The following is a 22,486-nucleotide window of genomic DNA, read 5'->3' on the forward strand; positions in this document are numbered from 1 at the left end:
GGAGGGATCAGGATTGCGTTTCGGTGTCGTTGCTGAGGCCGAGGTGGTCGAGGCCCCAGAAGAGCAGGCTGAGGATGATGGCCACCACCGTCCCGAGGGCCATGCCCTTGAGCTCCACGGTGCCCAGCTTCACGGCCGCGCCGCTGATGCCGCTGATGAGCACCACCGAGGTGAGGATCAGGTTGCGGGACTGGGTGTAGTCCACCTGCTTCTCGATGAGCATGCGGATGCCCGCGGCGGCGATGACGCCGAAGAGAAGGGTGCAGACGCCGCCCATGACGGGCACGGGGATGCTCCGGATGAGGGCCGCCAGCTTGCCAGAGAAGGAGACCAGGATGGCGATCACGGCCGTGCCGCCGATGACCCACACGCTGTAGACCTTGGTGATGGCCATGACGCCGATGTTCTCGCCGTAGGTGGTGTTGGGCGTGGCCCCCACGAGGCCCGACAGCACGTTCGAAATGCCGTCCCCCAGGAGGGAGCGGTGCAGGCCAGGATCCTTCATCAGGTCCTTGCCCACGATGTTCCCCGTCACCACCAGGTGCCCCACGTGCTCCGCCAGCACCACCAGCGCGGCGGGCAGGATGATGAGGATGGCCTGGAGGTTGTAGGTGGGCGCGTAGAGCGTGGGCACCTGGAACCAGGGCGCCAGGCGCACGGACTGGAGGTCCACCACACCGAGCCCCAGCGAGATCAGGTAGCCCGCGATGACGCCCAGCAGCACGGGGATCACCGCCAGGAACCCACGCAGGAGGATGGAGGCCAGGATGGTCACCGCCAGGGTGGACAGCGAGACCACCAGGGCCAGGCGCAGCGGCATGCCCAGCACCGCGGGGCCGGCCGTGAGCCCGGCCATGTTGGTGGCCACGGGGGCCAGCTCCAGGCCGATGATGGCCACGATGGCGCCCATGGCGGCCGGGGGGAAGATGATGTCGATCCACCGGGTGCCCGCCACGCGCACGACCTGCGAGAGCAGCATGAAGATGAGGCCGAAGACGATGAAGCCGCCCTGGGCGGCCGAGTAGCTGAGGCCCGCCGCCAGCACGGCGAAGACCGGCGAGAGGAACGCGAAGCTCGAGCCCAGGTAGGCGGGGATGCGGCCCTTGGCCACGACCAGGTAGATCAGCGTGCCCACGCCGTTCATCAGCAGGCAGGTGGCCGGGTTCACCTTGAAGAGGAAGGGCACCAGCACCGTGGCGCCGAACATGGCGAACAGGTGCTGGAGGCTCAGGGGCGCGGTCTGCAGCAGGGGCAGGCGTTCGTCGACGTCGATGGTGCGGCGCTGCATGGGGGCCTCGGCGGGTGTGGACCTTGTGAAGGCACCGCGGGGTGGCGCCTGGCTCCGGGGCCCGGGGAGGGTCCCTTCGGTCCGGAGGCACAAGGACCGGTCGATTGTCCCCTGCCAGGGCGTTTGCAGCCGTCACATTATGTTTTTTCCAGGCGCCGTGCGCGATGGGCCCCGTGCGGTGGCCCGCGGAGACGGGAGCAGGGCGGCCCTAGCGGGAGCCCCGTCCGCGGCCGGTCGGGGCCCCCTGGGGAACCTTTGCTTCCTCCCGGGGCCGCCCGGCGGCCTTCCTCAGGAACTGCTTCGTGGACATGAACTCCAGCATGGCCTCGAAGGCGTCCGCCGGCTGGGGCCGCCCCAGCAGGAAGCCCTGGAGGCAGTCGCAGCCGAGCAGCTCCAGCGCGTCGCGCTGGACCTCGGTCTCCACGCCCTCGGCCACCACCGTGAGGTTGAGGCTGTGGGCGAGCTGGATCACCGCGCGCACGATGGCGTCGGAGGAGAGGGCCGGATCCTCGGATTGCAGAGCCGCGATGAAGGACTGGTCCAGCTTCAGGGTGGTGATGGGCAGGCGCTGGAGGTAGCCCAGGGAGCTGTAGCCCGTGCCGAAATCATCGATGGCGATCCGCGTGCCGATCTCCCGCAGCCGGTGGAGCGGCGCCAGGTCCTCGTGGCCCTGCCGCATGACGAGGCTCTCGGTGAGTTCCAGCTCGAGGCAGCCCGGTTCGAGGCCCGTATCCGCCAGCGCCCGGGCCACGCAGGCATCCCAATCTCCGTTGGCGAACTGGAGGACGGAGACGTTCACGGCGAGGATCAGCGGAGAGGGGCTGATGGCCTGCCAGCGGGCCATCTGGCCGCAGGCCTCGCGGAGCGCCCACTCGCCGATGGGCAGGATGAGGCGGCTCTCCTCGGCCAGGGGGATGAACTTCACGGGGGGCACGGCGCCCAGCAGCGGGTGGTTCCAGCGCATCAGCGCCTCGGCGCCCGCGAGGCGGCCGTCCATGAAGAACTGGGGCTGGTAGTACATCTGCAGCTCGCCGTTCTGCAGGGCGCTCCGCAGGCAGCTCTCCAGCTCCTGCCGCTCGAGGGAGACCTCGTTGAGCGTGCTGGTGAAGCACTCGATGCGGTTGCCGCCGCGCTCCTTGGCGCGGACCAGGGCGGATTCCGCGTGGGCCTCCAGGATGTGGGCGTCCATGCCGTCGTTGGGGAAGACGCAGACGCCGATGCTGGCGGTGAGGTCGATCTCCCGGGATCCCGCGCGGAAGGGCACCTGGAGGGCCTCCAGGAGCTTCTGGCCCACCCGGGCCGCGGCCACCACATCCTTGATCTCCTGGAGCAGGACCAGGAACCGGTCGCCACCCATGCAGGCGAGCGTGTCGCCCTGGCGCAGGGCTTCCTGGAGGCGCTGGCCGAGGAGCCGCAGCACCTCATCGCCCCCCGGGTGTCCCAGCAGGTCGTTCACGCGCTTGAAGCGGTCCACGTCCAGGAGGAGGACGGCGACGATGTGCCCGTGCCGCTGGGCCACCAGCAGGGCCTGGGACAGCCGGTCCGCGAAGTGCCGATGGTTGGGCAGGCCTGTGACCCCGTCCAGCAGACTCAGCTCAGACACCCGCTGCTCCAGGGCCTGGATGCGCCGTTCGGCGTTCCGGAGGCGGCCGATCGCATCGAGACGGTCGATCTTGAGCATGAAGCCCTTGAGATCCAGACCGTGGGAACGCTCGTTCGGCAAATGCACTCCGGATGGCATTCAAATCCTAAGGCACCCGTTCGGATGGCGCCATGGAGAAAGACTTTTCCGAGGAAAAAAGCGTCGATGCGATCAAGGAAAGATGTGCCGGCCCGGCACCTCCGGAGGGGTCGCTTTCCTCGAACCGGATCTGACCCCCCGGTCGCGGGCGGCCCATGGTGGGGTCCGCGGGAGACCCCGCGGAGGAGTTGCCCATGCGAACCCCCGACCCGGAAGGCCGGTCCCGGCCTTTCACCCTCCTGGCCCTTTCCGCCCTGCTCCTCCTGGCCGCGGCCTGCGGCGGGGGCGGGGGCGGTGGGGGTGGCGCTGCGGCGATGCCACCGCCCCCGCCGCCCTATGTCCGGTACGCCGCGCTGTCCGGGGCCGACGAGGTGCCCGCCAACGCCTCCACGGCCACGGGTGCGGCCGCCTTCTCCGTGAACCCCACCACCAAGGTCCTTACGGGCACCGTGACCACCTCGGGGATCGCCGGGGTGGCCGCCCACATCCACGAGGGCGCCCCCGGCGTGGCGGGCCCCATCATCATCCCGCTCAGCGGCGGGGCTGCCGGCGTCTGGACCGTCCCCGCCAACACGGTGCTGACGGACGCGCAGTACGCCAAGCTCCAGACCAACGGCTACTACGTGAACGTCCATAGCGCGGCCTTCGCCGCCGGGGAGATCCGCGGCCAGATCGAACTCCAGGTGAGCTTCGCCGTCCTCACGGGCGGCCAGGAGACTCCCACCAACACCAGCACCGCCACGGGCTTCGCCTCCCTGGCCGTGAACGCGACGACTGGGGCCATCCAGGGCACCGTGACCACCTCAGGGATCACCGGGACCGGCGCCCACATCCACGAGGCGGCCGCCGGCACCGCGGGGCCCATCCTCATTCCCCTGACGGACGCGGGCGGCGGCGTCTGGACCGTGCCGGCGGGGGCCACCCTCACCAGCGCCCAGGTGGCCAGCTGGCAGGCGGGCAACCTCTACGTGAACGTCCATTCGGCGGCCTTCCCCAGCGGCGAGATCCGCGGTCAGCTGAACGTGGCCGCCCCCGTGACGCAAACGGCCACCCTCTCCGGCGCCAGCGAAACCCCGGCCAACGCCTCGACCGCCACGGGCACCGGGGCCTTCAGCCTCAACCCCGCCACCCTGGAGCTGATCGGCGGCGTGGCCACGACCGGGATCACGGGGACCGGGGCCCACATCCACGAGGCACCGGCGGGGACCGCCGGGCCCATCATCGTGCCCCTGGCGGACGCGGGCGGCGGCATCTGGACCGTGCCGGCGGGGACCCGCCTCACCAGCAGCCAGTTCACCAGCTGGCGGACGGGGAACCTCTACGTGAACGTCCACAGTACCGCCTATCCCAGCGGCGAGATCCGGGGCCAGCTGGGCGGTTCCTCCGGCGGAGGGACCGGAGGAGGCACCGGAGGCGGAGGGTACTGAGCGCCCTCCGGTGGGGCCCGGCGTCGCAGAGGGACGCCGGGCCTTTTTCGCTTGGACGGATCAGCCGCCCACCAGGGGGCCGACCCAGGGATGGACGTGGATGCCGAGGTTGCGCGGGTCCACCTGGTAGCCGAGCTGCAGCTCGCAGCGATCGGGTCCATCAGGGGCGGGATCGGGGTCCTGCCGTTCCCGCGGCTCACCGAACCGGACGAAGGTCCCACCGCCCTCCTGGGGCCTGGCTAGGGTCGGGGCGGATCATGGGGGCACCCCGTTGCCGGAGAGGGTGTTGTCCGTGATGCTGTTGCCCGAGGACAGGTACTCGAGAATGCCGTTCCGACCGTTGCTGGTCACGGTGTTGCGGGTGACGGTGGTGCCCGCGACGCCGTTCCTCAGGTAGATGCCGTACCCCACGTTGCTCTGGACGGTGTTGTTCTTCACGGCATGGCCGCCGGTGTTGGAGACCTCGAGGCCGCTGCGGGCGCCCGAGCTGAGGCTGTTCTCGCCATTGCCGCTCATGGTGTTGCCGTCGATCACCACGTTGTAGATGAAGGCCAGGCCGGAATAGGCGATGGGGACCCCCACCTCGATGCCGTCGCCCGCGTTGTTCGTGAAGACGCAACCCGTGATCAGCACGTTGCTGACCGTCTGGCCGCTGTTCGGCTCGATGTCGAGGCCGTCCTCGGGAAGGGTGCCTCCGGTGTTGGCGAAGCGGGAATCCCGGACGACGATGCCGCTCCCCCCGGTGATGGAGAGCCCCTGGCGGCGATTGTGGTCCGCGGTGACGCGGCAGAGGGTCACGTCGCTGGCATCGGTCACCGTGAACCCGTCGCCCCAGCATTCCCTCGCGGTGACCCCCACCACGGCGATGTGCTGGGCGCCGCCCGTGATCCGGAGTCCCATGCCCTGCTCGCCGGTGGTGCCCGTGTGGGCGCTGCGCTCGCCCAGGAGGGTGCCGCCCAGGATGTTCACGTTCGAGACCCCGGACACCCGCAGGATGGTGTAGTTGTCCGCGCCGTTCGGGATGGCCGCCAGGACGGCGCCGCTGTCGAGGGAGAGGGTCATGCCGCTCCGCAGGAGCAGGGAGGTGAGGGCATTCACGCGGTAGGTTCCCGCCGGGACCGAGACCGTACCCCCGGTGCCGCCGACGGCATCGATGGCCTTCTGCAGGGCGGCCGTGTCATCCGTGGTCCCGTCGCCCTTGGCGCCGTAGGGCGCATCCTTCACGTTCACGACCCGGGAGGAGGTGGGTGTGGGGGCGCAGTTCGCCGCCGGGGGCTCGACCCCTCCCGCCGCGCCGGATCCACCTCCGTGGCAGGTGCACAGGAGGAGTCCCCCGCCGACCGCCAGGCCCCCGAACATCCCCTTCCACCTTGCTGGCAGGTCGGCTTCTCGGGGAGGGGATCCGGCTAGGCGGCGCCGTCGGATCCCGGGGTCTGGGGGAGGAAGGGGGAGGGGCGGCATGGAGGGTCTCCGGACGGGAACCATATCATCCACAAGCTTGCGCAAGCATGCTGATTTTCCTTGCGGGCTTGTGGTAAATAGCGATATATCTATCAGCTCCTCTCGGAGACTGCCGTGTGTCCACAAGACCCGTCTAGTGCTCGGATTCAAACCCCCGGTTCTGCACTCTCCGCGCCGCGCCAATCCGCGGTTCCAGGCCGAGAGATGGGGATGCGTCCCCGGGCCAAAGCCGCTCCGGGGGCCGCCCGGACGGTCGCCTTGGGGGCCGCCCTTGGCGCGGTCCTGCTGCTCGGCGCGTGCAGGGCGCCGGGCATGAAGCTGCGGGAGCAGCCCTCCCGGCCGGAAACCACCCGGGTCGACGGGCTGACGGTCTCCCTGCAGCCGCTGAACCTCACGACCGTCCAGGCCCAGGAGCGGCCGGCCGGCGAGACGTTCTCACTGGAGGGCCTGCTCGCACAGAATCCTCCGGTCTACCTGGTCGGCCCCCAGGACATCCTGCTGGTCACCGTTTGGGACCACCCCGAGATCACCCTGCCCCTGGGCCAGTACCGGCAGGACACCGCCGCCGGCACCGTGGTGGACGAGCACGGCGATCTGTTCTTCCCCTACGTCGGTAAGTTCCATGTCGCGGGACTTTCCGTGGGCCAGGTCCGGGACAAGCTCGCCGCGCTTCTGAACAAGGTGCTGCAGAATCCGCAAGTGGACGTGAAGGTGATCGCCTACCGGTCGCAGAAGGTCTATCTGGGCGGGGAGGTCCGGAACCCGGGCGTCTATCCCGTGAACGATGTGCCGCTCTCCCTGACCGAGGCCCTGAACCGCGCCGGCGGGCTCCTGCCGACGGCCGACGACAGCCGCATTCTCCTCTCGCGGGGCCAGAAGACCTGGACCCTGAATTTCCAGGCCCTGCTTTCCCAGGGCAACCGGGTGGGTCAGATCCTGCTGCAGAACGGCGATTCACTCCAGGTTCCGCACCTGAACGACGCCCCCATCTACATGATGGGCGAGCTTCTGCGGCCCGGGACGACGCCCCTGGTCCACGGCCAGCTCTCGCTGGCGAAGGCCATCCAGGACTCCGGCGGCATCCAGGGGCAGACCGCGGACCCCAGGTGCATCTACGTGATCCGCCAGGGCTCCTCGCTCAATGCCGTGGATGTCTTCCACCTCGACGCCCGCAACCCGACAGCCATGATCCTCGCAGACCGGTTCCCGCTGCGGCCCCGGGACATCGTCTACGTGGACAAGGGCACGGTGGTGCGCTGGGGCCAGGTCGTGAATCTCGTCCTGCCGGCCTACAGCGGCCTGCTGCAGACTGCCGTCAGCGCCAAGTACCTGGGCTCCTCGTCGAACTCAAGACCATGAAGACTGGCTGTACCCCCGCCATTCACCGCATCCTCGTCATTTGTGAAGGCAACCACTGCCGAGGCCCCATGGCCGAGGCGATGCTGCGCGCAGCCCTGCCTCCCGGCATCCAGGTGGCGTCCGCAGGGCTGAACGCCCTGGAGGGCCTCCCGGTGGATCCCGAGGTGTCCCGGTTGATGGCGGAGGCCGGCCTGGACGTCTCCGGGCACGCGGGCCGGCAGCTGACCGAGGAACTGCTCCTGGCGGCCGATCTCGTCCTGGTGATGGATCTTCCCCAGAAAGCCTGGTGCGAGGCGACGACCCCCAGCCTCCTGGGTCGGATCTTCCTCCTCGGGCACTGGCGCCCGGAGGGGGCCCGGGAGATTCCAGATCCCTTCCGCCAGGGGGCTGAGGCCTTCCGCACAGCCTTCGAGAACATCCACCTATCCGTGTCAGACTGGCTGCCCCGCTTGGCACACGAGCAGAGGTCTGCATGAACAGCCCCCTCGCCACCGGCATTCGACCCTCCCGGCTGGATCCGGAGGAACCCCGCCCCCGCCCCTTGAAGCGGTTTCACGAGCCGGAGGAGATCGGGCTCACCGAGTGGCTTGCCAACCTCTGGGAGGGGAAGCACCTCATCCTCGCGGCGCTCGTCGTGTTCGTCGGGCTGGGTGGCCTGTACGTCTGGCAGGCGGCCCCGGTCTACCAGGTCCAGGCCCTGCTGCAGGTCCAGGCCAAGCGGACGGGCCCGTCGGACCCGGCCTTCGCGAAGATGGAGGGCCTGCTCTCGGCGCCCTCGGATACGCCGAGCGAGGTCGAGATCCTCCAGAGCAACCTGGTGCTGGGCCGGACGGTGGAGGCGCTCAGCCTCGATCTTCGCGCCCGCCCGAAGCTGTTCCCCGTCTTCGGCGCCGCCCTGAACCGCGGGAACCCGGAGGCGCCCAAGGTCGACCTGGAGTCGTTCGAGGTGCCGGACGATCTGCGCGGGACGGTGTTCAGCCTCCGCGCCCTGGGGGGCGGGGCCTTCCAGTTGGATTCCCCGAAGGGCGCCCCCCTGGGCAAGGGCGAGGTGGGCCAGCCTCTGTCCGTGTCCTACGTGGGGGAACCCCTCAAGCTGGTCGTCCGCTACATGCAGGCCAAGCCCGGGCAGGTCTTCACGGTCGAGCGGAGCTCGGTGACCGACGGGATCGCCTCGCTTCGCGCCAACCTCGACGTGGCGGAAAAGGGCAAGCTCACGAACGTGCTGGGGCTGACCCTCACCAGCACCAATCCGGCTCTCGGCGCGAAGATCCTGAACGAGATCATCGACCAGTACATCCACCACAAGGTCGAGGGGAAGAACTCCACGACCATGAAGACCCTGGAGATCCTCAAGGAGCAGCTGCCCCAAGTGAAGGCCAAGCTGGACGAGTCGGAGAACCGGCTCAACCAGTTCCGGACCCGGACCGGATCCGTGGATCTCGCCCGCGAGGCGGACTCCTACCTCCAGCAGAGCGCCAACCTCAAGACGCAGATGTCCTCCCTTCAGCAGAGGCGCCAGGAGCTCCTTCGGACCTATCGGGAGGACGCCGACGTGGTGGCCACCCTCGACAAGCAGATCGCCCAGCTCAGAGCCGAGAATGGGCGGATCGAATCGAAGGTCCGCACCCTGCCGGGGGCCCAGCAGGAAGTGGTGCGCCTGTCCCGCGAGGTGGCGGTCAACACGGAGCTCTACACCGCGATCCTGAACAACATCCAGCAGCTCCGGATCGCCAGTGCGGGCGAGGTGGGAGGCATCACGGTGGTGGATTCCGCCACGGCGGATCCCAAGCCCGTGGCGCCCCGGAAGACGCTGCTCATGGGCCTGTTCACCTTCCTCGGCCTCCTGGTCGGCATCGGCCTCGCCATCCTCCGCAAGGCCCTCAATCCGCGCATCGAGGATCATCGCCTCCTCGAATCCAAGCTCGGGCTGCCGGTGCTGGTGACCATCCCCCACAGCAAGGCCCAGGAGGCCCACAGCCAGGCCATCCGGAACGGCGAGGACGGCCTGCACCTGCTGGCGACCCTCAACCCGGACGACCTCGCCACGGAGAGCCTCCGCAGCCTTCGCACCAGCCTCCATTTCTCCAGGAAGCACGCGGCCGTGAGGACGATCATGGTGACCGGGCCCTCGCCGAACATCGGGAAATCCTTCGTGGCGGGGAACCTCGCCGCGGTGCTGGCCCGGTCCGGAAGCCGGGTGCTGGTGGTGGACGCCGACCTCCGGAAGGGGTCGCTGCACCGGCACTTCTGGTCGAAGGACCGGACAGGCGGGCTGTCGGACGTCCTGGCCGGGATGGCGGAATGGGAGACGGTGGTCCACAAGACGCCCGTGCCAAGGCTCTCCCTCATGATGTCCGGCTCCATCCCCATGAACCCGTCCGAGCTGCTGATGACGCAGGCCTTCGACACGTTCCTGGCCCAGGCCTCGAAGGCCTACGATTGCGTGATTCTGGACGCCCCGCCCGTGTTGGCGGTCACCGACTCCCTCCTCATTGGGGCCAAGGTCGACGGCGTCCTGCTCGTGGTGAAGTACGGTGCCCACTCCCTCGACGAGTTGCGGGCCTGCCTCACCCAGCTCGATCGCGCGGATCTTCCGTTGATGGGGTGCGTCTTCAACGATGTCGAGCCTCTCGGCGTCGTGGGGAACTACACGCACTACCGGTACGCCTACCACTACCGGTACGAGTGACGAACCCCGACGGGGCCGTCACGCGCCGGCCGGGGCCGCACGGGCCGCGCCATGCGGCGGGCATTCTCCGTGAACCAGGTCGCATGGTCCAGGGCGCTACGGGTAATTCGAAGGTTCCCGTTCAGATGACCCATCTCCCGAGCCTGATGGGATCTTCTCGAGCGCTAGGGTATCGATGGCCGTGGCGAGGGTGGATAGCCGAAGATGGTCGAACAGACCCGCGAGCTCGAGGTCCACGCCAAACGTGCTCTTGATCTGGATGAGCAGTCCAATGCCACTCATCGAGTCGCCCCCCAGGTCGAAGAAGTCATCGTCCACGCCGACCGAATCCCGCTTCAGCAGATCGCACCATATCGCCGCGAGGGCCTGCTCGGTCTGGGTGCGGGGCTTTCCGCCCTTTTCGGCGCCAGCGGTCTCGCCGGTCCAGGGCGGCAGGGCTTTCCGGTCGACCTTTCCGTTTGGCGTGAGCGGGAGGGCGTCCATGAAGACGAAATGGGCCGGAACCATGTATCCCGGAATCCGCTCCTTGAGGAACGACCGCAACTCCCCGGCATCCGGCCTAGCGTCATCGCGTGCGACCACATAGGCGAGGAGTTGCTTGGCCCCGGATTCGTCCTCGCGCGCGAGGACCGCGCAAGACCAGACCTTCGGTTGTGCCGCGAGGGCCGCTTCGATCTCGCCAAGCTCGACCCGGTAGCCGCGGATTTTCACCTGATCGTCGATCCGACCCAGGTATTCCAGGATTCCATCCGCCCGGTACCTTGAGAGGTCTCCCGTCTTGTACATGGTGGCGCCTGGAACGTCGCTGAAGGGATCGGGCAGGAAACGCTCGGCCGTGAGCTCCGGCCGGTTCAGGTAACCGCGTGCCACGCCGGCGCCACCAATGTAGAGCTCGCCCATCTCGCCGGGCGGAACCGGCCGAAGGCTGGGATCGAGCACATACAGGGAGGTGTTCGCGATCGGCCGCCCGATGGGCACGGGTCCGCTGGTCGGATCCTCTGGCCGCACTTCGTGGACACAGCAACCGACGACCGTCTCGGTGGGGCCGTATTCGTTGATGATCCGCGTGTCAGGCGCCAGATCGCGCCAGAGCTGGAGGCTTTCGGCCAACAGATTCTCGCCCCCGACCACGAAGACCCTCGCCATGCCCGGCACATGGATCGGGTTGACCTGCTTGCTCAGCAGCTCCAGGTGCGACGGCGTGATCTTGACGAGACCGTGCCCCCCGGTTCGCTGCAACGCCGCCACCAGGTTCTGCGCGCCGGCATCCTCCGGCAGGAGCTCGACCGTGCCGCCCGCCATCAGCGGGGTGTACAGGCTGGTCACCGTGAGGTCGAACGACACGGAGGAATGAACCGGAACCCTGTGGCCGGGCCCGACGGCATAGGCCTGAATCGCCCACCACAAATAATTGACCAGGCCGCTGTGGACGATCATCGCCCCTTTGGGTCGGCCGGTCGATCCAGAGGTGTACATGACATAGGCCAGATGGGACGGATGGGCGACCGGCGCAGGATTGTCGTGGGCTTGGTGTTCGAGCAGCGGCCAGCCGCTGTCCAGGTAGATCGCCTCGGCGCTCAGAGAGCCGAGCACCGGACGGCACTTCTCCTCGGTCAGCAGCCACCGCGTTCCGGCATCGCCGATCATGAACGACAGCCGCTCCGGTGGGTAGGTCGGATCCAGAGGGACATAGGCGCCTCCTGCCTTCCACACCCCCAGCAACGCCACGACCATCTCCGGGGAGCGCTCAAGACAGACGCCCACGAGCACGTTCGGACCCACGCCGCGTTCGCGGAGGTGGTGCGCCACCTTGTTCGCGCGCTCATTCAATTCCCGGTAGCTGACCTGTCGCGTTCCGAATGAGAGGGCGACGGCGTCGGGGGTCCGGGCCACCTGGCGCTCGAACAGCTCGTGTGTGCATACAGGTGGGAATTCGGCGCGCGTATCGCTGATTGTCATAAGGACCGCCCCACGATTTCTTTCATGACCTCATTGGTGCCGCCATAAATCCGCTGTGCCCGGCTATCGCGCCACATGCGCGCGATCGGGTATTCCTCCATGTACCCGTATCCCCCATGGAGCTGGACGCACTCGTCGATGACCCGGCATTGGCAGTCGGTCAGCCAGTACTTGGCCATCGCCGCGCTCACCGGGTCCAGCCGACCGGCGATGTGCTGCTGGATGCAGTTGTCCACGAATACGCGCCCGACGTGCGCCTCGGTCTTGCACTCCGCCAGCTTGAACCGCGTGTTCTGCAAGTCGATGAGCGGGTTGCCGTAAATCCGCCGCTCCTTCGCGTAGCGGGTCGTCATCTCCACCGCGCTTTCCGCGGAGGCGACGGCGGCGAGGCCGATCGACAGCCGCTCGTAGGTGAGCTGCTCCATGAGCTGCAGCAGTCCGCGGCCTTCGCCGGCGCCGAGCAGGTTCCTGGCGGGGACCCGCACCCCGTCGAAGAACAGCTCGCACGTGTCCAGAGGGTGCCGACCGACTTTTTGCAGGATCTGGCCAATCCGGTAGCCAGGCAGGTTTTCGGTCTCGACGACCAGCAAGGACAGCGCCCTCATGCCGGTGGCCTTGGGGTCCGTCCGCACGGCGAGACACACGAGACCCGCATGCCATCCATTGGTGATGAAGGTCTTGGAACCGTCGATGACATAGTCATCGCCCTCCCGGCGGGCGAGGGTCCTGAGGGACGCCAGATCGGACCCAGAGTCGGGTTCCGTCATCCCGATCGCACCAACGAGGGTTCCGCTGGCTAGGCGGGGGAGCCATGCCCGTTTCTGCGCCTCGCTGCCATAGGCCAGAATGTAGTGGGCCACGATGCTCTGGACCCCGGCGCCGAACGGAATCCCCGCACGGGCCAACTCCTCCACGACGACGGCTTCATGCGCGAAAGTCCCGCCGCCCCCGCCGTAGGCTTCAGGCACGTCTGGCAGCAGCAATCCCGCCTGGCCGGCTTTGATCCACGCGCCGGAATCCGGGCGGCCCTGCGCCGCCCAGAGGGCCTGGTGCGGGGCGAGGTCGTGCTCGACGAAGTGCCGGACCGTCCGCCGGAAGATCCGTGTATCGTCGGTCATCCACGGGGACTCGTAACCGAGTGCTGTCATCGAATGGGATCGCCTCAGAAGAATAAAGGTCATATCATGTTCGACAACGGATTGCTACAAGCTTGTCGACTGTCGGTGGGCATCACCGGGAGCCCATGACCTGCGGGCCCCCTTCCTGATCTTTCGAGATGCCGCCTCCGCTCCGGAACAGCCACCCGGTGAATTCACCCCCGGAATCAACTCATTCCTTCAAACCATCAGGTGTGGCATGCACATTGAAATCACCCCCTATACGGCTGCACACGAAGAGGCCGTGCGGGCGTTCAACACACGACTCGCCGCGGCGAACCTCGACTCCAACCTGTATACCTTTCATTTCACGGAATCTCATGTTCCCAAGTGGCTTCCCAGGCGGGAAGGATTCGATCTGTACCAGGAATATTTCGTGGCTGTCGATGAACAAGGAGGCATGCACGGCGGTTACGGCTTGAAACATCAGCCCTTTCTGCTGAAGGGGGAATATCTGGTCATGCAGGATTACCAGAACCCGATCTCCGAAGGCATTGCCGACCGAACCTACGCCATGATCGGGGCGAAATTGTACTGGGATGCCCTTCGCAGGCATCCTCACATGTGGGGGCTGGGCATTGGAGGCCTCCACATTCCCATGGCGAAATTCCTGCTTTCAGCCGGATGGCAGACGACCCCGGTCCCGTTCTGGTTCAGGGTCATTCATCCCAATGCATTTCTGCGCAACATCATCATATTGCGGAACACCCGCCTTCGGCGGATCGTCTTCGATGTCCTCAGGTCCAGTGGCCTGGGCTGGCTGGGCATCAAGACGCTCTTCGGCCTGAGACGCGGCCATCGTCCCTCGGCGGATGTGTCCTGCGAGATTGTTCCCGGGTTCTCTGAATGGGCCGATGCCGTCTGGGACAGCTGTAAAAACGACTATTCACTGATCGCGGTGCGCGATCACCGCATCTTGAATGCCCTGTACCCAGCCACCAACCCACGGTTCATACGCCTGAAGGTCATGCGGGACCGGCAGATCGTGGGCTGGGCGGTATTGCTCAATACCCAGATGTCCGGGCACAAGCAATTTGGCGACATGCGGGTGGGCACCCTGGTCGATTGCCTCGCCAAGCCCGCCGATGCCCGGGATGTCGTCGCCTGCTCCAGGAAGGTCCTCGAAGATGGCGGATCTGACCTGGTCATCTCGAACCAGGCCAGCCAGGCCTGGTGCCTGGCGTTGCGGACCACGGGCTTCCTGGAAGGCCCCTCGAACTTCCCGTTTTTCATGTCCCCCAAGCTGGCTGCCCTGCTTCAACCCCTTGAGGAGAGCGCCGCAGGCTTCCACCTCAATCGCGGCGACGGTGATGGACCTGTGCATCTCTAGACTGGACGATCAAGTCTCGGATCCCTCCGCGGGTCTCGGGTGAGGGGTGCGAACCAGCAACCGCCGGGTGGCGGGAAGGACCAGAGGCTCCGGACGCGTTATGGGTGGCTGGGGGCCAGTTCCATGAACGCCAGGATGTCCGCTGTCACCCGGCGGACGTCGTAGGTCTCCTCGGCGATCCGCCGGCCCTCAGCCCCGAAGCGGGCGATCAAGCCCCGGTCCATGGCCAGCTTCGCCATGGCCTCGGCGAGCGCGTCGCTGTTCCGCACCGGAACGAGGAAGCCGTTGCTTCCATTCCGCACGGTGGCCCGGCATCCGGGGGCGTCCGTGGTGACGACGGCCCGCCCCATGGACATGGCCTCGAGCACGGATCGGGGCGTCCCCTCCCCGTAGGAAGGCAGCACCAGGACATGGGCGGCGGCCAGGGCCGGGCGGACATCCCCGGTCTCGCCGAGGTACTCCACGATGCCTTCGCGGGTCCAGGCCTCCACCTGCCCCGCCTTGATCGCGTTCGGATTGCTGTCCAGGGGACCCAGGATCTGGAAGCGTGCGCCCAGGTGCCGGTCCGAGAGGGTCCGGCAGGCCTGGACGTACTCGTTCAGGCCCTTGTCCCGCAGCAGCCGTCCCACGAAGAGGAAGGTCACGGAGCCAGGGGGGAGCGGCGACTGGACATAGTGGTCCAGGTCCACGCCGGAGCCGTTGATGATCCGCCAGGGGTGGCCCTCCGGCAGCATCCCTTCGTTCCGGAAGAAGGCCAGGTCGTCCTCGTTCTGGAAGAGGACCCCCCGGCATTGGCGGAGGGCCCGGCGGTAGAAGGCCTTCACCAGGCGCCGGACCGCCTGGTCGCGGAGTCCCGTGGGGGTGCCCTGGAGGGTGGTTCCCCGGCCGGTGATCATGGCAAAGCGCTGGTGGACCCCCGCCTGGCGGGCGGCCAGCGTCCCGAAGGCCACGGCCTTCACCTCATAGGCCAGGAGGGCCTCGAGGCGCAGGTGGCGGAACAGGTTCCGCAGGCGGACGAGGCTGGCCAGGTCCCGGAGGGGGTTCAGGCCTGTGCGGTCGAGGGTGATGGGAACGTAGGTGGCGCCGAGCGCCGCCAGGCTCGCCTGGATCCCGGCGGTGCCGCCGGGGGCGATGCCGTAGACCTCATGCCCCGCCCGGGCCATCTCCGAGATGAGGTGGCCGCGGAAGTTCACCAGGTCCCTCGCCTCGCCTCCCAGCACTCCGATCCGCATCAGAGCCGGGCCGCTTGGGCCGAGAACCAGGGGACCAGCTCATCCAGCCCCTGGGCCACCGAGTGGGTGGGCTCGTAGCCCAGGTGGGCCCGGATCTTGGAGAGGTCCGCCTGGGAATGCCGGATGTCGCCCTCGCGGGGCGGGCCGTACAGGGGGTCGCGCCGCTCGAACCCGGGATGCACGGCGGCGAGGCGCTCCACGATCATCCAGTAGAGGTTCGTCAGGGACGTGGTGCCGCCGTAGGAGACGTTGAAGACTTCGCCCAGGGCGCTCTCGGGGGCCACGCTGGCCAGGAGGTTGGCCTGGACGGCGTTGGCCACGAAGCAGAAGTCCCGGCTGGTGTCGCCATCGCCGTGAATGGTGCAGGTCTCCCCGTCGGCCAGGGCCTGGAGCCACTTGGGCATGACCGCCGCGTAGGGCCCGTTGGGATTCTGGCGGGGACCGAAGACGTTGAAGTAGCGGAAGCCGAGGGTCTTGAACCCGTAGGTCCGGGCGAAGATGGCCGCGTACTGCTCGCCGATGACCTTGGTGAGGGCGTAGGGGGACAGAGGGTGTCCGGTGCGTTCCTCGACCTTCGGAAGCCCGGCATCATCCCCGTAGACGGAGCTGGAGGAGGCGTAGGCCATCCGCCGGACACCGGCGTCCCGGGCGGCCACGAGCATGTTCAGGAGGCCGTCCACGTTGGACTGGTGGCTGGCAATGGGATCCTTGATGGAGCGGGGCACGGAACCGAGCGCGGCCTGGTGGAGCACGACCTCGCTGCCTTCGCAGGCCTGCCGGCAGGTATCCAGATCCCGGGTGTCGCCTTCGATGAAGGTGAACCGCGCCCACGCAGCCGGGGAAACCCCCTGGCGCACGTTCTCCAGGTTCCAGGGCCTCCCCGTGGAGAAGTTGTCGAGCCCGACCACGGTCTGGTCCAGCTCCAGGAGCTTCTGGAGGACGGATGAGCCGATGAACCCGGCCACGCCGGTCACGAGCCACCGCTTCGGGCGGGCCCGGAGGTCCTCGCAGAGCGCCAGGTACAGGCTCATCACAGGCTCCAGTAGGAGATGGGGTCGGGGAAGTCCGACGGCTGGAAGCAGGACTTCACGTCCACGACCACCGAAGTCGGCTTGAGGCAGGCGCGGAGGGAGGCGGGCCCGCCGTCGAGGAAGGCCTGGTGGCTGACGGCGAAGACCAGGGCATCGAGGTCATGGAAGGTGTCGAAGGGTGAGAGGTGGATCCCGTACTCCTCGTGGGTCGCCTCGTGGTCGGCCAGTGGATCATGGACCAGGGGATGGACCCCGAACTGGCGGAGCTCCTCGACGATGTCGGGCACCTTGCTGTTCCGGATGTCGTGCACGTTCTCCTTGAAGGTGAGACCGAGGATGCCGACCTTCGCGGTCTTCACCGGGATCTGCTGCTGGATGAGCAGCTTCACGAGCTTCTGGGCCACGTAGGCGCCCATGGTGTCGTTGATGCGCCGGCCCGCGAGGATGACCTGCGGCTGGTAGCCCAGCTCCTCGGCCTTGGTGGTGAGGTAGTAGGGATCCACGCCGATGCAGTGGCCGCCCACGAGGCCGGGGCTGAAGGGGAGGAAGTTCCACTTGGTGCGGGCCGCGGCCAGCACCTCCGCGGTGCGGATGCCCACCTTCTCGCAGATGATGGCCAGTTCGTTCATGAGCGCGATGTTGATGTCCCGCTGGGTGTTCTCGATGACCTTGGCGGTCTCGGCCACCTTGATGGAGCTGGCCTGGTGGATGCCCGCGCGGATGACGGCCCCGTAGACGCCGGCGATGGTCCGGAGGGAGGCCTCGTCCTGGCCGGACACCACCTTCACGATCTGGTCCACGGTGTGGATCTTGTCACCTGGGTTGATGCGCTCCGGCGAGTAGCCCAGCTTGAAGTCCACGCCGCTCTTGAGCCCCGAGTGTTTCTCCAGCACGGGGCCGCAGATCTCCTCCGTCACGCCGGGGAAGACCGTGGATTCGTACACCACGATGGCACCCGGACCGATCACCTTGCCCACGGTCTCGCTGGCCTTGAGCATGGGCGTGAGATCGGGGCGGTTCCAGCCGTCGATGGGCGTGGGCACGGCCACGATGATGAAGTCGCAGCCCCGCATGTCCTCGGGGTCCGCCGTCATCTTCAGCGTTGTGCCGCGGAGGGCCGCCGGGTCCGCCTCCTTGGTGCGGTCCACGCCGCCCTTGAGTTCCGCGACCTTCTCGGCGTGGATGTCAAACCCCACTGTGCCGGGGAACTTCTTCGCCAGCTCCAATGCGAGGGGAAGTCCGACATATCCGAGACCCACGACTGCGATGCGCATGATGCTCCACTCCTGGTGAGCTAGATGGTTGATCTTTCGAGGCGTCCATTGGTTGGTGCGACGAGGCGATTATTTCTCAATCGGATGCTGGTGGCTAATGGATTTTTGATGAGCTCTTGGATGGTCAGGTCCCCTGTCCGTGGATCTCCTGGCTCCGGCCGGGGCAGTAGGCGTACGTCCCGTCCGGGAGGTCCGTGCATTCGCGGGTGCGAAGGACCAGTGTCATCCGCGACCTCCCCCGACGACTTCGTGGAAGGGTGGGTGCGGCAGGCCGGTGCGGGTCCGGGCCGCCAGCTCGCCCATGGTCATGGGCACCACGCCGTAGCGGTCCCGGAGTGCCACATGGCACCGCAGCAGGTCTTCGAGGTTGGCCAGGTTTTCCTGAAGCCGGGTTCCGAAATTGTGGGGGTGCCACCAGAGGTGGAAGCTCTCCCCGGCCCGGGCCGCCGCGGTCATGGCGCTCTTGATGCGCCGGAGGCGCAGGCCCTCCAGGCGTTCCAGGGAGGGGTGGATCGGGCGCAGGAAGCGGCTGGAGGGACAGTTGACCAGGCCGGCCTCTTCGCCGGGGATGAACCCGTTGGAGCCCGAGAGATTGACATAGTGGTCCACCAGGCGCGCCATGCGCCGGGGGGCGGAGTTCCCCTCGTCCTGTGACCCTCGGTACATCCAGGCCTTCTCGTTGCCGCGGAAGCAGGTGAACCCGGCCTCGGCGCAAACGGGCAGGTAGTCCGAGTTGTACTGGTTCCGCGGGAACACGAAGCTGACGGGGTGGACCGTGAGGCGCTGGATGGCGGCGATGGATGCCTCCAGGTCTGCCCGGAACTGGGCCTTGGTCTGCCCCTTCTCGAGACAGTAGAAATGGGAGAACGTGTGGCTGCCGAGCTCCTGGCCCTCGCAGTCGAGGATCTGGCGGGCCATGGAGAGACCGTAGTGGTAGGGATCGGAGCGCTCATCCGCTCCGATCTCATCCAGGGCCAGGTAGGGGTTCAATCCCTCGCGGTCGTAGGTGGGTCGCAGGTCGGGCAAGTACTCGAGGAGCTCCTCGCGGCGATCGAAGAGCGACATGCCCACCGCTGCCCAGGTGGCCTTGATGCCATACCGCCTGAACAATCCCAGCATGGCCGGGATGGCTTCGCGTTCCCCCAGGATGTGGTCCCCGTAGGTCTGGATGGATTGCTTGTCGCGGAGGCCCCAGAGGAGCTCGAAGTCCAAGGAGATGACAAAGGCGGGTGCCTGCTTGGGCAGGAGCTTCCGGGTCGTCGCCGAGGTACGGCGGACCAGGTCCTCCCACCGCTCGATGATGCGTTCCTGGTCGTAGCGGGTGACCATGTGTTCCCGGCCGACCTCACCCATCCGGTCACGCACGGGGGCATCCAGGACCATCACGGCCAGCATCTGGTTCGCCAGCGCCTCCGGATCGCGCGGGGGAACGATCCACCCAGAGCGGCCCGGGGCGACCAGTTCCCGGACCCCCCCGACATCCGTCGCCACGACAGGAAGGCCTGATGCCAGTGCCTCCATCACGGCATTGGGAAGGCCCTCCCAGGCCGAAGAAAGCACGAAGGCATCCGCCGCCTTCATGAGCCTCGCCACGTCGGCGCGCTTCCCGAGGAAGCGCACGACCTGCCCCACCCCGCGCCTCTCCGCCTCCGCCCGGAGGGCGTAGATCTGCTCACCCCCTCCGGCGATGTGCAAGCGGAACCGGGGATTGGCCGCTGCGCACAGCGCCGCCGCCTCGAGCATGGTGGGGTAGTCCTTCGCCGGATTGAGGGTGCCGACGGCGAGCCACAGGAAGGCCTCCGGGGCGACGCCCAGGTCGGCCCTCACCTCTTCCCGGGGAACGGGTGAGGGGTAGTCCGAGGTGAACATCCCATTCGGAATCACCAGGGTCTTCTTCGGCGTGAGGACTTTCCGCGAGACCATGTAATTGATTCCCGCCTGGGAGTTCGAGACGGTCAGGTCGACCAGCGGTTCCGTGATCCGGTAGACCTTTGCGCGAAGCGAGGTCTTGGTGAAGGCGGTCCGGAGGGAGCCGATGATGACCGGGATGCCCGCCAATCGACCGCACACGCGGCCGATGACGTCGGAATGGTAGCTGAAGCAGATCAGCACCGAAGGCTTCCAGGCGCGCAGGTGCCGGAGGAGCCGCAGTGTCATGCGAATCGGAATGAGTGGATGGTCCTTGGGCATTCGGTGGAGCTCGCAGGACAGGTGGGGGATGCCATCGGCCTGGAGCTCCTCCTCGAAATCACCGCCGGGAAAGAGGGAGAGGATGCCCACCTTCCACCCCCTTCGGTGAAGGGATGTGCAGATCCGGACCAGTTGGGTTTCGGCTCCCCCACGGCCCAATTGATCGGTGAGAAACACGATGTCGTACATTCAGGCACCGGCGGGGAAAGGACGGGTCGATGGGACGCGGCGCAGGGAGGCCAGCGCGGCTTCCGTGCGGCGGACGAGAATCTCGGTGCTGAACTCCGAGCACATCCGCGCGCGCTGGGCCATGCCCTTCGCGGTTCGGGATGCTGGGGGTTCCCTCAAGAGATGGGAGATGGCCGCTGCCAGCGCCTGATCATCGCCAGGGTCCACCATTGCCTCAGGGTCGCCCACCAGGCGCTCGGAATCGCCCGCCCGGGTCGAGACACAGGGGATGCCGCAAGCCATGGCCTCTCCCAGGACATTGGGAAAGCCCTCGTCGGTCGAGGACAGGGCCATGACGGTCAGGGCGTTATAGACGGCAGGCATCTCGGCACAGGCACCGGGCCACAACACGCGATCCCCGAGACCAAGGGTCTCCGCCTGCCGCTTCAGGGACGCCGAATAGCCCGACGGCCCGCTTCCCACACAGACGAAGCGCGCTTCAGGCCAATCCGCAGCGATCCGTGCGGCGGCGCGCAGGAAGGTTGGATGGTCCTTCACCGGCTCCAGACGGCCCACGATGCCGATGAGCGGCGCCTCTGCGGGCACGTTCCAGGCCCGGCGTTGCTCCAGGCCGCTGGGCGGGGCCGGCGCGAACCGGATGACATCGAATCCGTTGGGGATGACCAGCATCCGGGGGCCCCGCATGCCCATGGCTTGGTGACTGGCCTGCCCCGCCTCAGAGTTGAAGATGATCAAATCCGTGAATCGGGCCAGGCGCGCCGAGATCCTAAGCAGCCAACGGGACCGGCCATCCAACAGCGAAACGTCGCTGCTGGTGCGGCGGATGCCCCAGGCCACGGGCCTGCCAAGCAGGCGCCCCAGCAGCAGGGCCGGCAGGTTGGCGTCCATGTACCCATGGAGAACGTCCGGCTGGATCCGCCTCAGCAGGGCCAGCAGGCGGGGAAGCGCGGTCAGGTACCCGGCACCGCCCCTCCGTTTGTGGAGGCAATGCCAGGTGCTCTCCGGGATCCCCTCCGTCTCGCCCCACAGGTGGTTCTCGCCGTGTGCCTCGGGGCCATAGAACACCACGACGTGTACCTCGAACCGGCGCTTGTCCATCCCCCGCACCAGCTCGCACAGCTGACGCTCGGCCCCGTGCGCGATCAGGGAAGGGATGAGGAACGCGACGCGGGTCCGGATCACGACGCCCCCCTCGTCCGCTGCCTCCGGGTCATGGTGAGGATCTTCCGCGAGAGGCCCACCATCCGGTCCAACGGGGAGAGGCGGCGGCCGCCAAGAGCCCTCGCCTCGTCGAGGGAGATCATTCTTGGTCCCAGCTGCTCCAGCCGCTTCCGGAAGCGGGTCAGCTCTCCGCCAGAGAGAAGACCGAGGTGGTAGCAGAAGGTCCACACCCCCCAAGGCATGGGCCGCATCATCGCGTACTGCTGTGGAATCCACACGGTGCCCTGGTTGTCCTGATAGGGACCGAAGGCCATGCCATCGCTGATGGTCCAGACCCCGAGCTCCCTCAGCGCAGCCACGGTGACCAGATCGAAGGAATGGGAAGGCGCGATCCATGCGTCTGGCCGGACCCCTTCGCGGGCGAAGATCTCCATGCCGAGTTTCAGCTTGCGAAGCTGTTCCTCGTGGGGAAGGCCGGCGAATTCGCTCTTCGACGGAAAACCCAGGATGCCCGACTCGGAATTCACGCTGAGGTGCTGATACCCGTGGAGGCCGATGGCCCACCCCCGCGCCTGCCAGCCACGCACCCGCTCCCAGAAGTCGGGCGCCGGCGGATCGACCATCAGCTTCGGATCCTGATTGTCGGGAACCACCGCCAGGATCGGCTTCACCCCCTGTGCGACCAGGACCTCTTCGACGGCGTTCCAGGTCGACCAGTCCATGGTCGGGCAGATGTCGTCGAAGCGGAGCAGGTAGCGTGGGCCGTCGAAGTGGCTGCTCATCGAGGGAGCTCCGGCAGGCTGGACGGGGAGGAAGTCCCTCGATGGGAGGCCATGCCAGGTCTGTTCGGCATCCCGGGACGGGGCTTGGCCGCTGCACCGTGTCGAGGTTCAGGCCCGGCAGGCTGGCCGGCGGGCCGAGCGAGCTCCCGGTGCCTCTCGGAGGAGGTCCAAGACCGCCGAGGCCGGGGCCTTCCGTTGCATAAGCCCCGCCCGGGA

Annotated in this window: 16 protein-coding genes; 5 read left to right on the forward strand and 11 right to left on the reverse strand. The window is 67.4% G+C overall.

The annotated features are described in order from the left end of the window. Nucleotides 1-7: 7 nt before the first annotated feature. Nucleotides 8-1,288 (reverse strand): uracil permease, encoded by a 1,281-nt coding sequence (gene uraA / locus ML539_RS14670; protein WP_243325095.1) that lies wholly within the window; start codon nucleotides 1,286-1,288, stop codon nucleotides 8-10. A gap of 208 nt (nucleotides 1,289-1,496) precedes the next feature. Continuing rightward, complete coding sequence (locus ML539_RS14675; RefSeq protein WP_243325096.1) at nucleotides 1,497-3,011, reverse strand: EAL domain-containing protein; 1,515 nt, start codon at nucleotides 3,009-3,011, stop codon at nucleotides 1,497-1,499. Nucleotides 3,012-3,223: 212 nt separating this feature from the next. Between ML539_RS14675 and ML539_RS14680 the strand changes: the two genes are divergently transcribed. Then, complete coding sequence (locus ML539_RS14680) at nucleotides 3,224-4,456, forward strand: CHRD domain-containing protein (protein WP_243325097.1); 1,233 nt, start codon at nucleotides 3,224-3,226, stop codon at nucleotides 4,454-4,456. A gap of 255 nt (nucleotides 4,457-4,711) precedes the next feature. Here the strand turns inward: ML539_RS14680 and ML539_RS14685 are convergent, their stop codons facing one another. Continuing rightward, on the reverse strand, nucleotides 4,712-5,815 hold the full coding sequence (locus tag ML539_RS14685) for a right-handed parallel beta-helix repeat-containing protein (protein WP_243325098.1): 1,104 nt from the start codon (nucleotides 5,813-5,815) through the stop codon (nucleotides 4,712-4,714). A 312-nt stretch (nucleotides 5,816-6,127) separates the two neighbouring features. On the opposite strand from ML539_RS14685, the gene ML539_RS14690 reads away from it, so the two are divergent. From ML539_RS14690 to ML539_RS14700, 3 genes are read left to right on the forward strand one after another with little or no spacing between them, the layout of a single operon-like run. After that, nucleotides 6,128-7,276, forward strand: a complete 1,149-nt coding sequence (locus ML539_RS14690; protein ID WP_243325099.1) for a polysaccharide biosynthesis/export family protein — start codon at nucleotides 6,128-6,130, stop codon at nucleotides 7,274-7,276. Continuing rightward, a complete protein-coding gene (locus ML539_RS14695) occupies nucleotides 7,273-7,752 on the forward strand; it encodes a hypothetical protein (protein ID WP_279341679.1) in 480 nt (159 codons plus the stop codon). Before ML539_RS14690 ends, ML539_RS14695 begins: the two co-directional genes overlap by 4 nt. Continuing rightward, nucleotides 7,749-9,965, forward strand: coding sequence for a polysaccharide biosynthesis tyrosine autokinase (locus ML539_RS14700; protein ID WP_243325103.1), 2,217 nt, complete (start codon nucleotides 7,749-7,751; stop codon nucleotides 9,963-9,965). The genes ML539_RS14695 and ML539_RS14700 overlap by 4 nt, the downstream gene beginning before the upstream one ends. 96 nt (nucleotides 9,966-10,061) lie before the next feature. Here ML539_RS14700 and ML539_RS14705 read toward each other — a convergent pair whose 3' ends face one another. Together ML539_RS14705 and ML539_RS14710 are read right to left on the reverse strand one after the other, a co-directional pair. Next, complete coding sequence (locus tag ML539_RS14705) at nucleotides 10,062-11,924, reverse strand: amino acid adenylation domain-containing protein (protein WP_243325105.1); 1,863 nt, start codon at nucleotides 11,922-11,924, stop codon at nucleotides 10,062-10,064. Continuing rightward, a complete protein-coding gene (locus ML539_RS14710) occupies nucleotides 11,921-13,042 on the reverse strand; it encodes an acyl-CoA dehydrogenase family protein (protein WP_243325106.1) in 1,122 nt (373 codons plus the stop codon). Before ML539_RS14710 ends, ML539_RS14705 begins: the two co-directional genes overlap by 4 nt. A 238-nt stretch (nucleotides 13,043-13,280) precedes the next feature. Between ML539_RS14710 and ML539_RS14715 the strand changes: the two genes are divergently transcribed. Further along, nucleotides 13,281-14,411, forward strand: a complete 1,131-nt coding sequence (locus ML539_RS14715; protein ID WP_243325108.1) for a hypothetical protein — start codon at nucleotides 13,281-13,283, stop codon at nucleotides 14,409-14,411. Between the two features lie 98 nt (nucleotides 14,412-14,509). Here ML539_RS14715 and ML539_RS14720 read toward each other — a convergent pair whose 3' ends face one another. The 6 genes from ML539_RS14720 to ML539_RS14745 all read right to left on the reverse strand — a co-directional run bounded on the left by ML539_RS14720 (nucleotide 14,510) and on the right by ML539_RS14745 (nucleotide 22,270). Continuing rightward, nucleotides 14,510-15,643, reverse strand: coding sequence for a glycosyltransferase family 4 protein (locus tag ML539_RS14720; protein ID WP_243325110.1), 1,134 nt, complete (start codon nucleotides 15,641-15,643; stop codon nucleotides 14,510-14,512). Next, nucleotides 15,643-16,674: an SDR family oxidoreductase gene (locus tag ML539_RS14725; protein WP_243325112.1), complete on the reverse strand. Its 1,032-nt coding sequence runs from the start codon at nucleotides 16,672-16,674 to the stop codon at nucleotides 15,643-15,645. Before ML539_RS14725 ends, ML539_RS14720 begins: the two co-directional genes overlap by 1 nt. Next, nucleotides 16,674-17,948 (reverse strand): nucleotide sugar dehydrogenase, encoded by a 1,275-nt coding sequence (locus ML539_RS14730; RefSeq protein WP_243325115.1) that lies wholly within the window; start codon nucleotides 17,946-17,948, stop codon nucleotides 16,674-16,676. Before ML539_RS14730 ends, ML539_RS14725 begins: the two co-directional genes overlap by 1 nt. A gap of 222 nt (nucleotides 17,949-18,170) precedes the next feature. Then, nucleotides 18,171-20,327, reverse strand: a complete 2,157-nt coding sequence (locus tag ML539_RS14735; RefSeq protein WP_279341680.1) for a glycosyltransferase — start codon at nucleotides 20,325-20,327, stop codon at nucleotides 18,171-18,173. Next, nucleotides 20,328-21,509 carry a glycosyltransferase gene (locus tag ML539_RS14740; RefSeq protein WP_243325119.1) on the reverse strand — a complete coding sequence of 394 codons (1,182 nt, stop codon included), beginning with the start codon at nucleotides 21,507-21,509 and terminating at the stop codon, nucleotides 20,328-20,330. Next, the gene (locus ML539_RS14745; protein WP_243325121.1) at nucleotides 21,506-22,270 is read right to left on the reverse strand and encodes a DUF2334 domain-containing protein; all 765 of its coding nucleotides are present in this window, start codon (nucleotides 22,268-22,270) and stop codon (nucleotides 21,506-21,508) included. Before ML539_RS14745 ends, ML539_RS14740 begins: the two co-directional genes overlap by 4 nt. Between the last annotated feature and the right edge of the window lie 216 nt (nucleotides 22,271-22,486).

The sequence above is a fragment of the Geothrix sp. SG200 genome (assembly GCF_022808935.1).
GTDB lineage: Bacteria > Acidobacteriota > Holophagae > Holophagales > Holophagaceae > Geothrix > Geothrix alkalitolerans.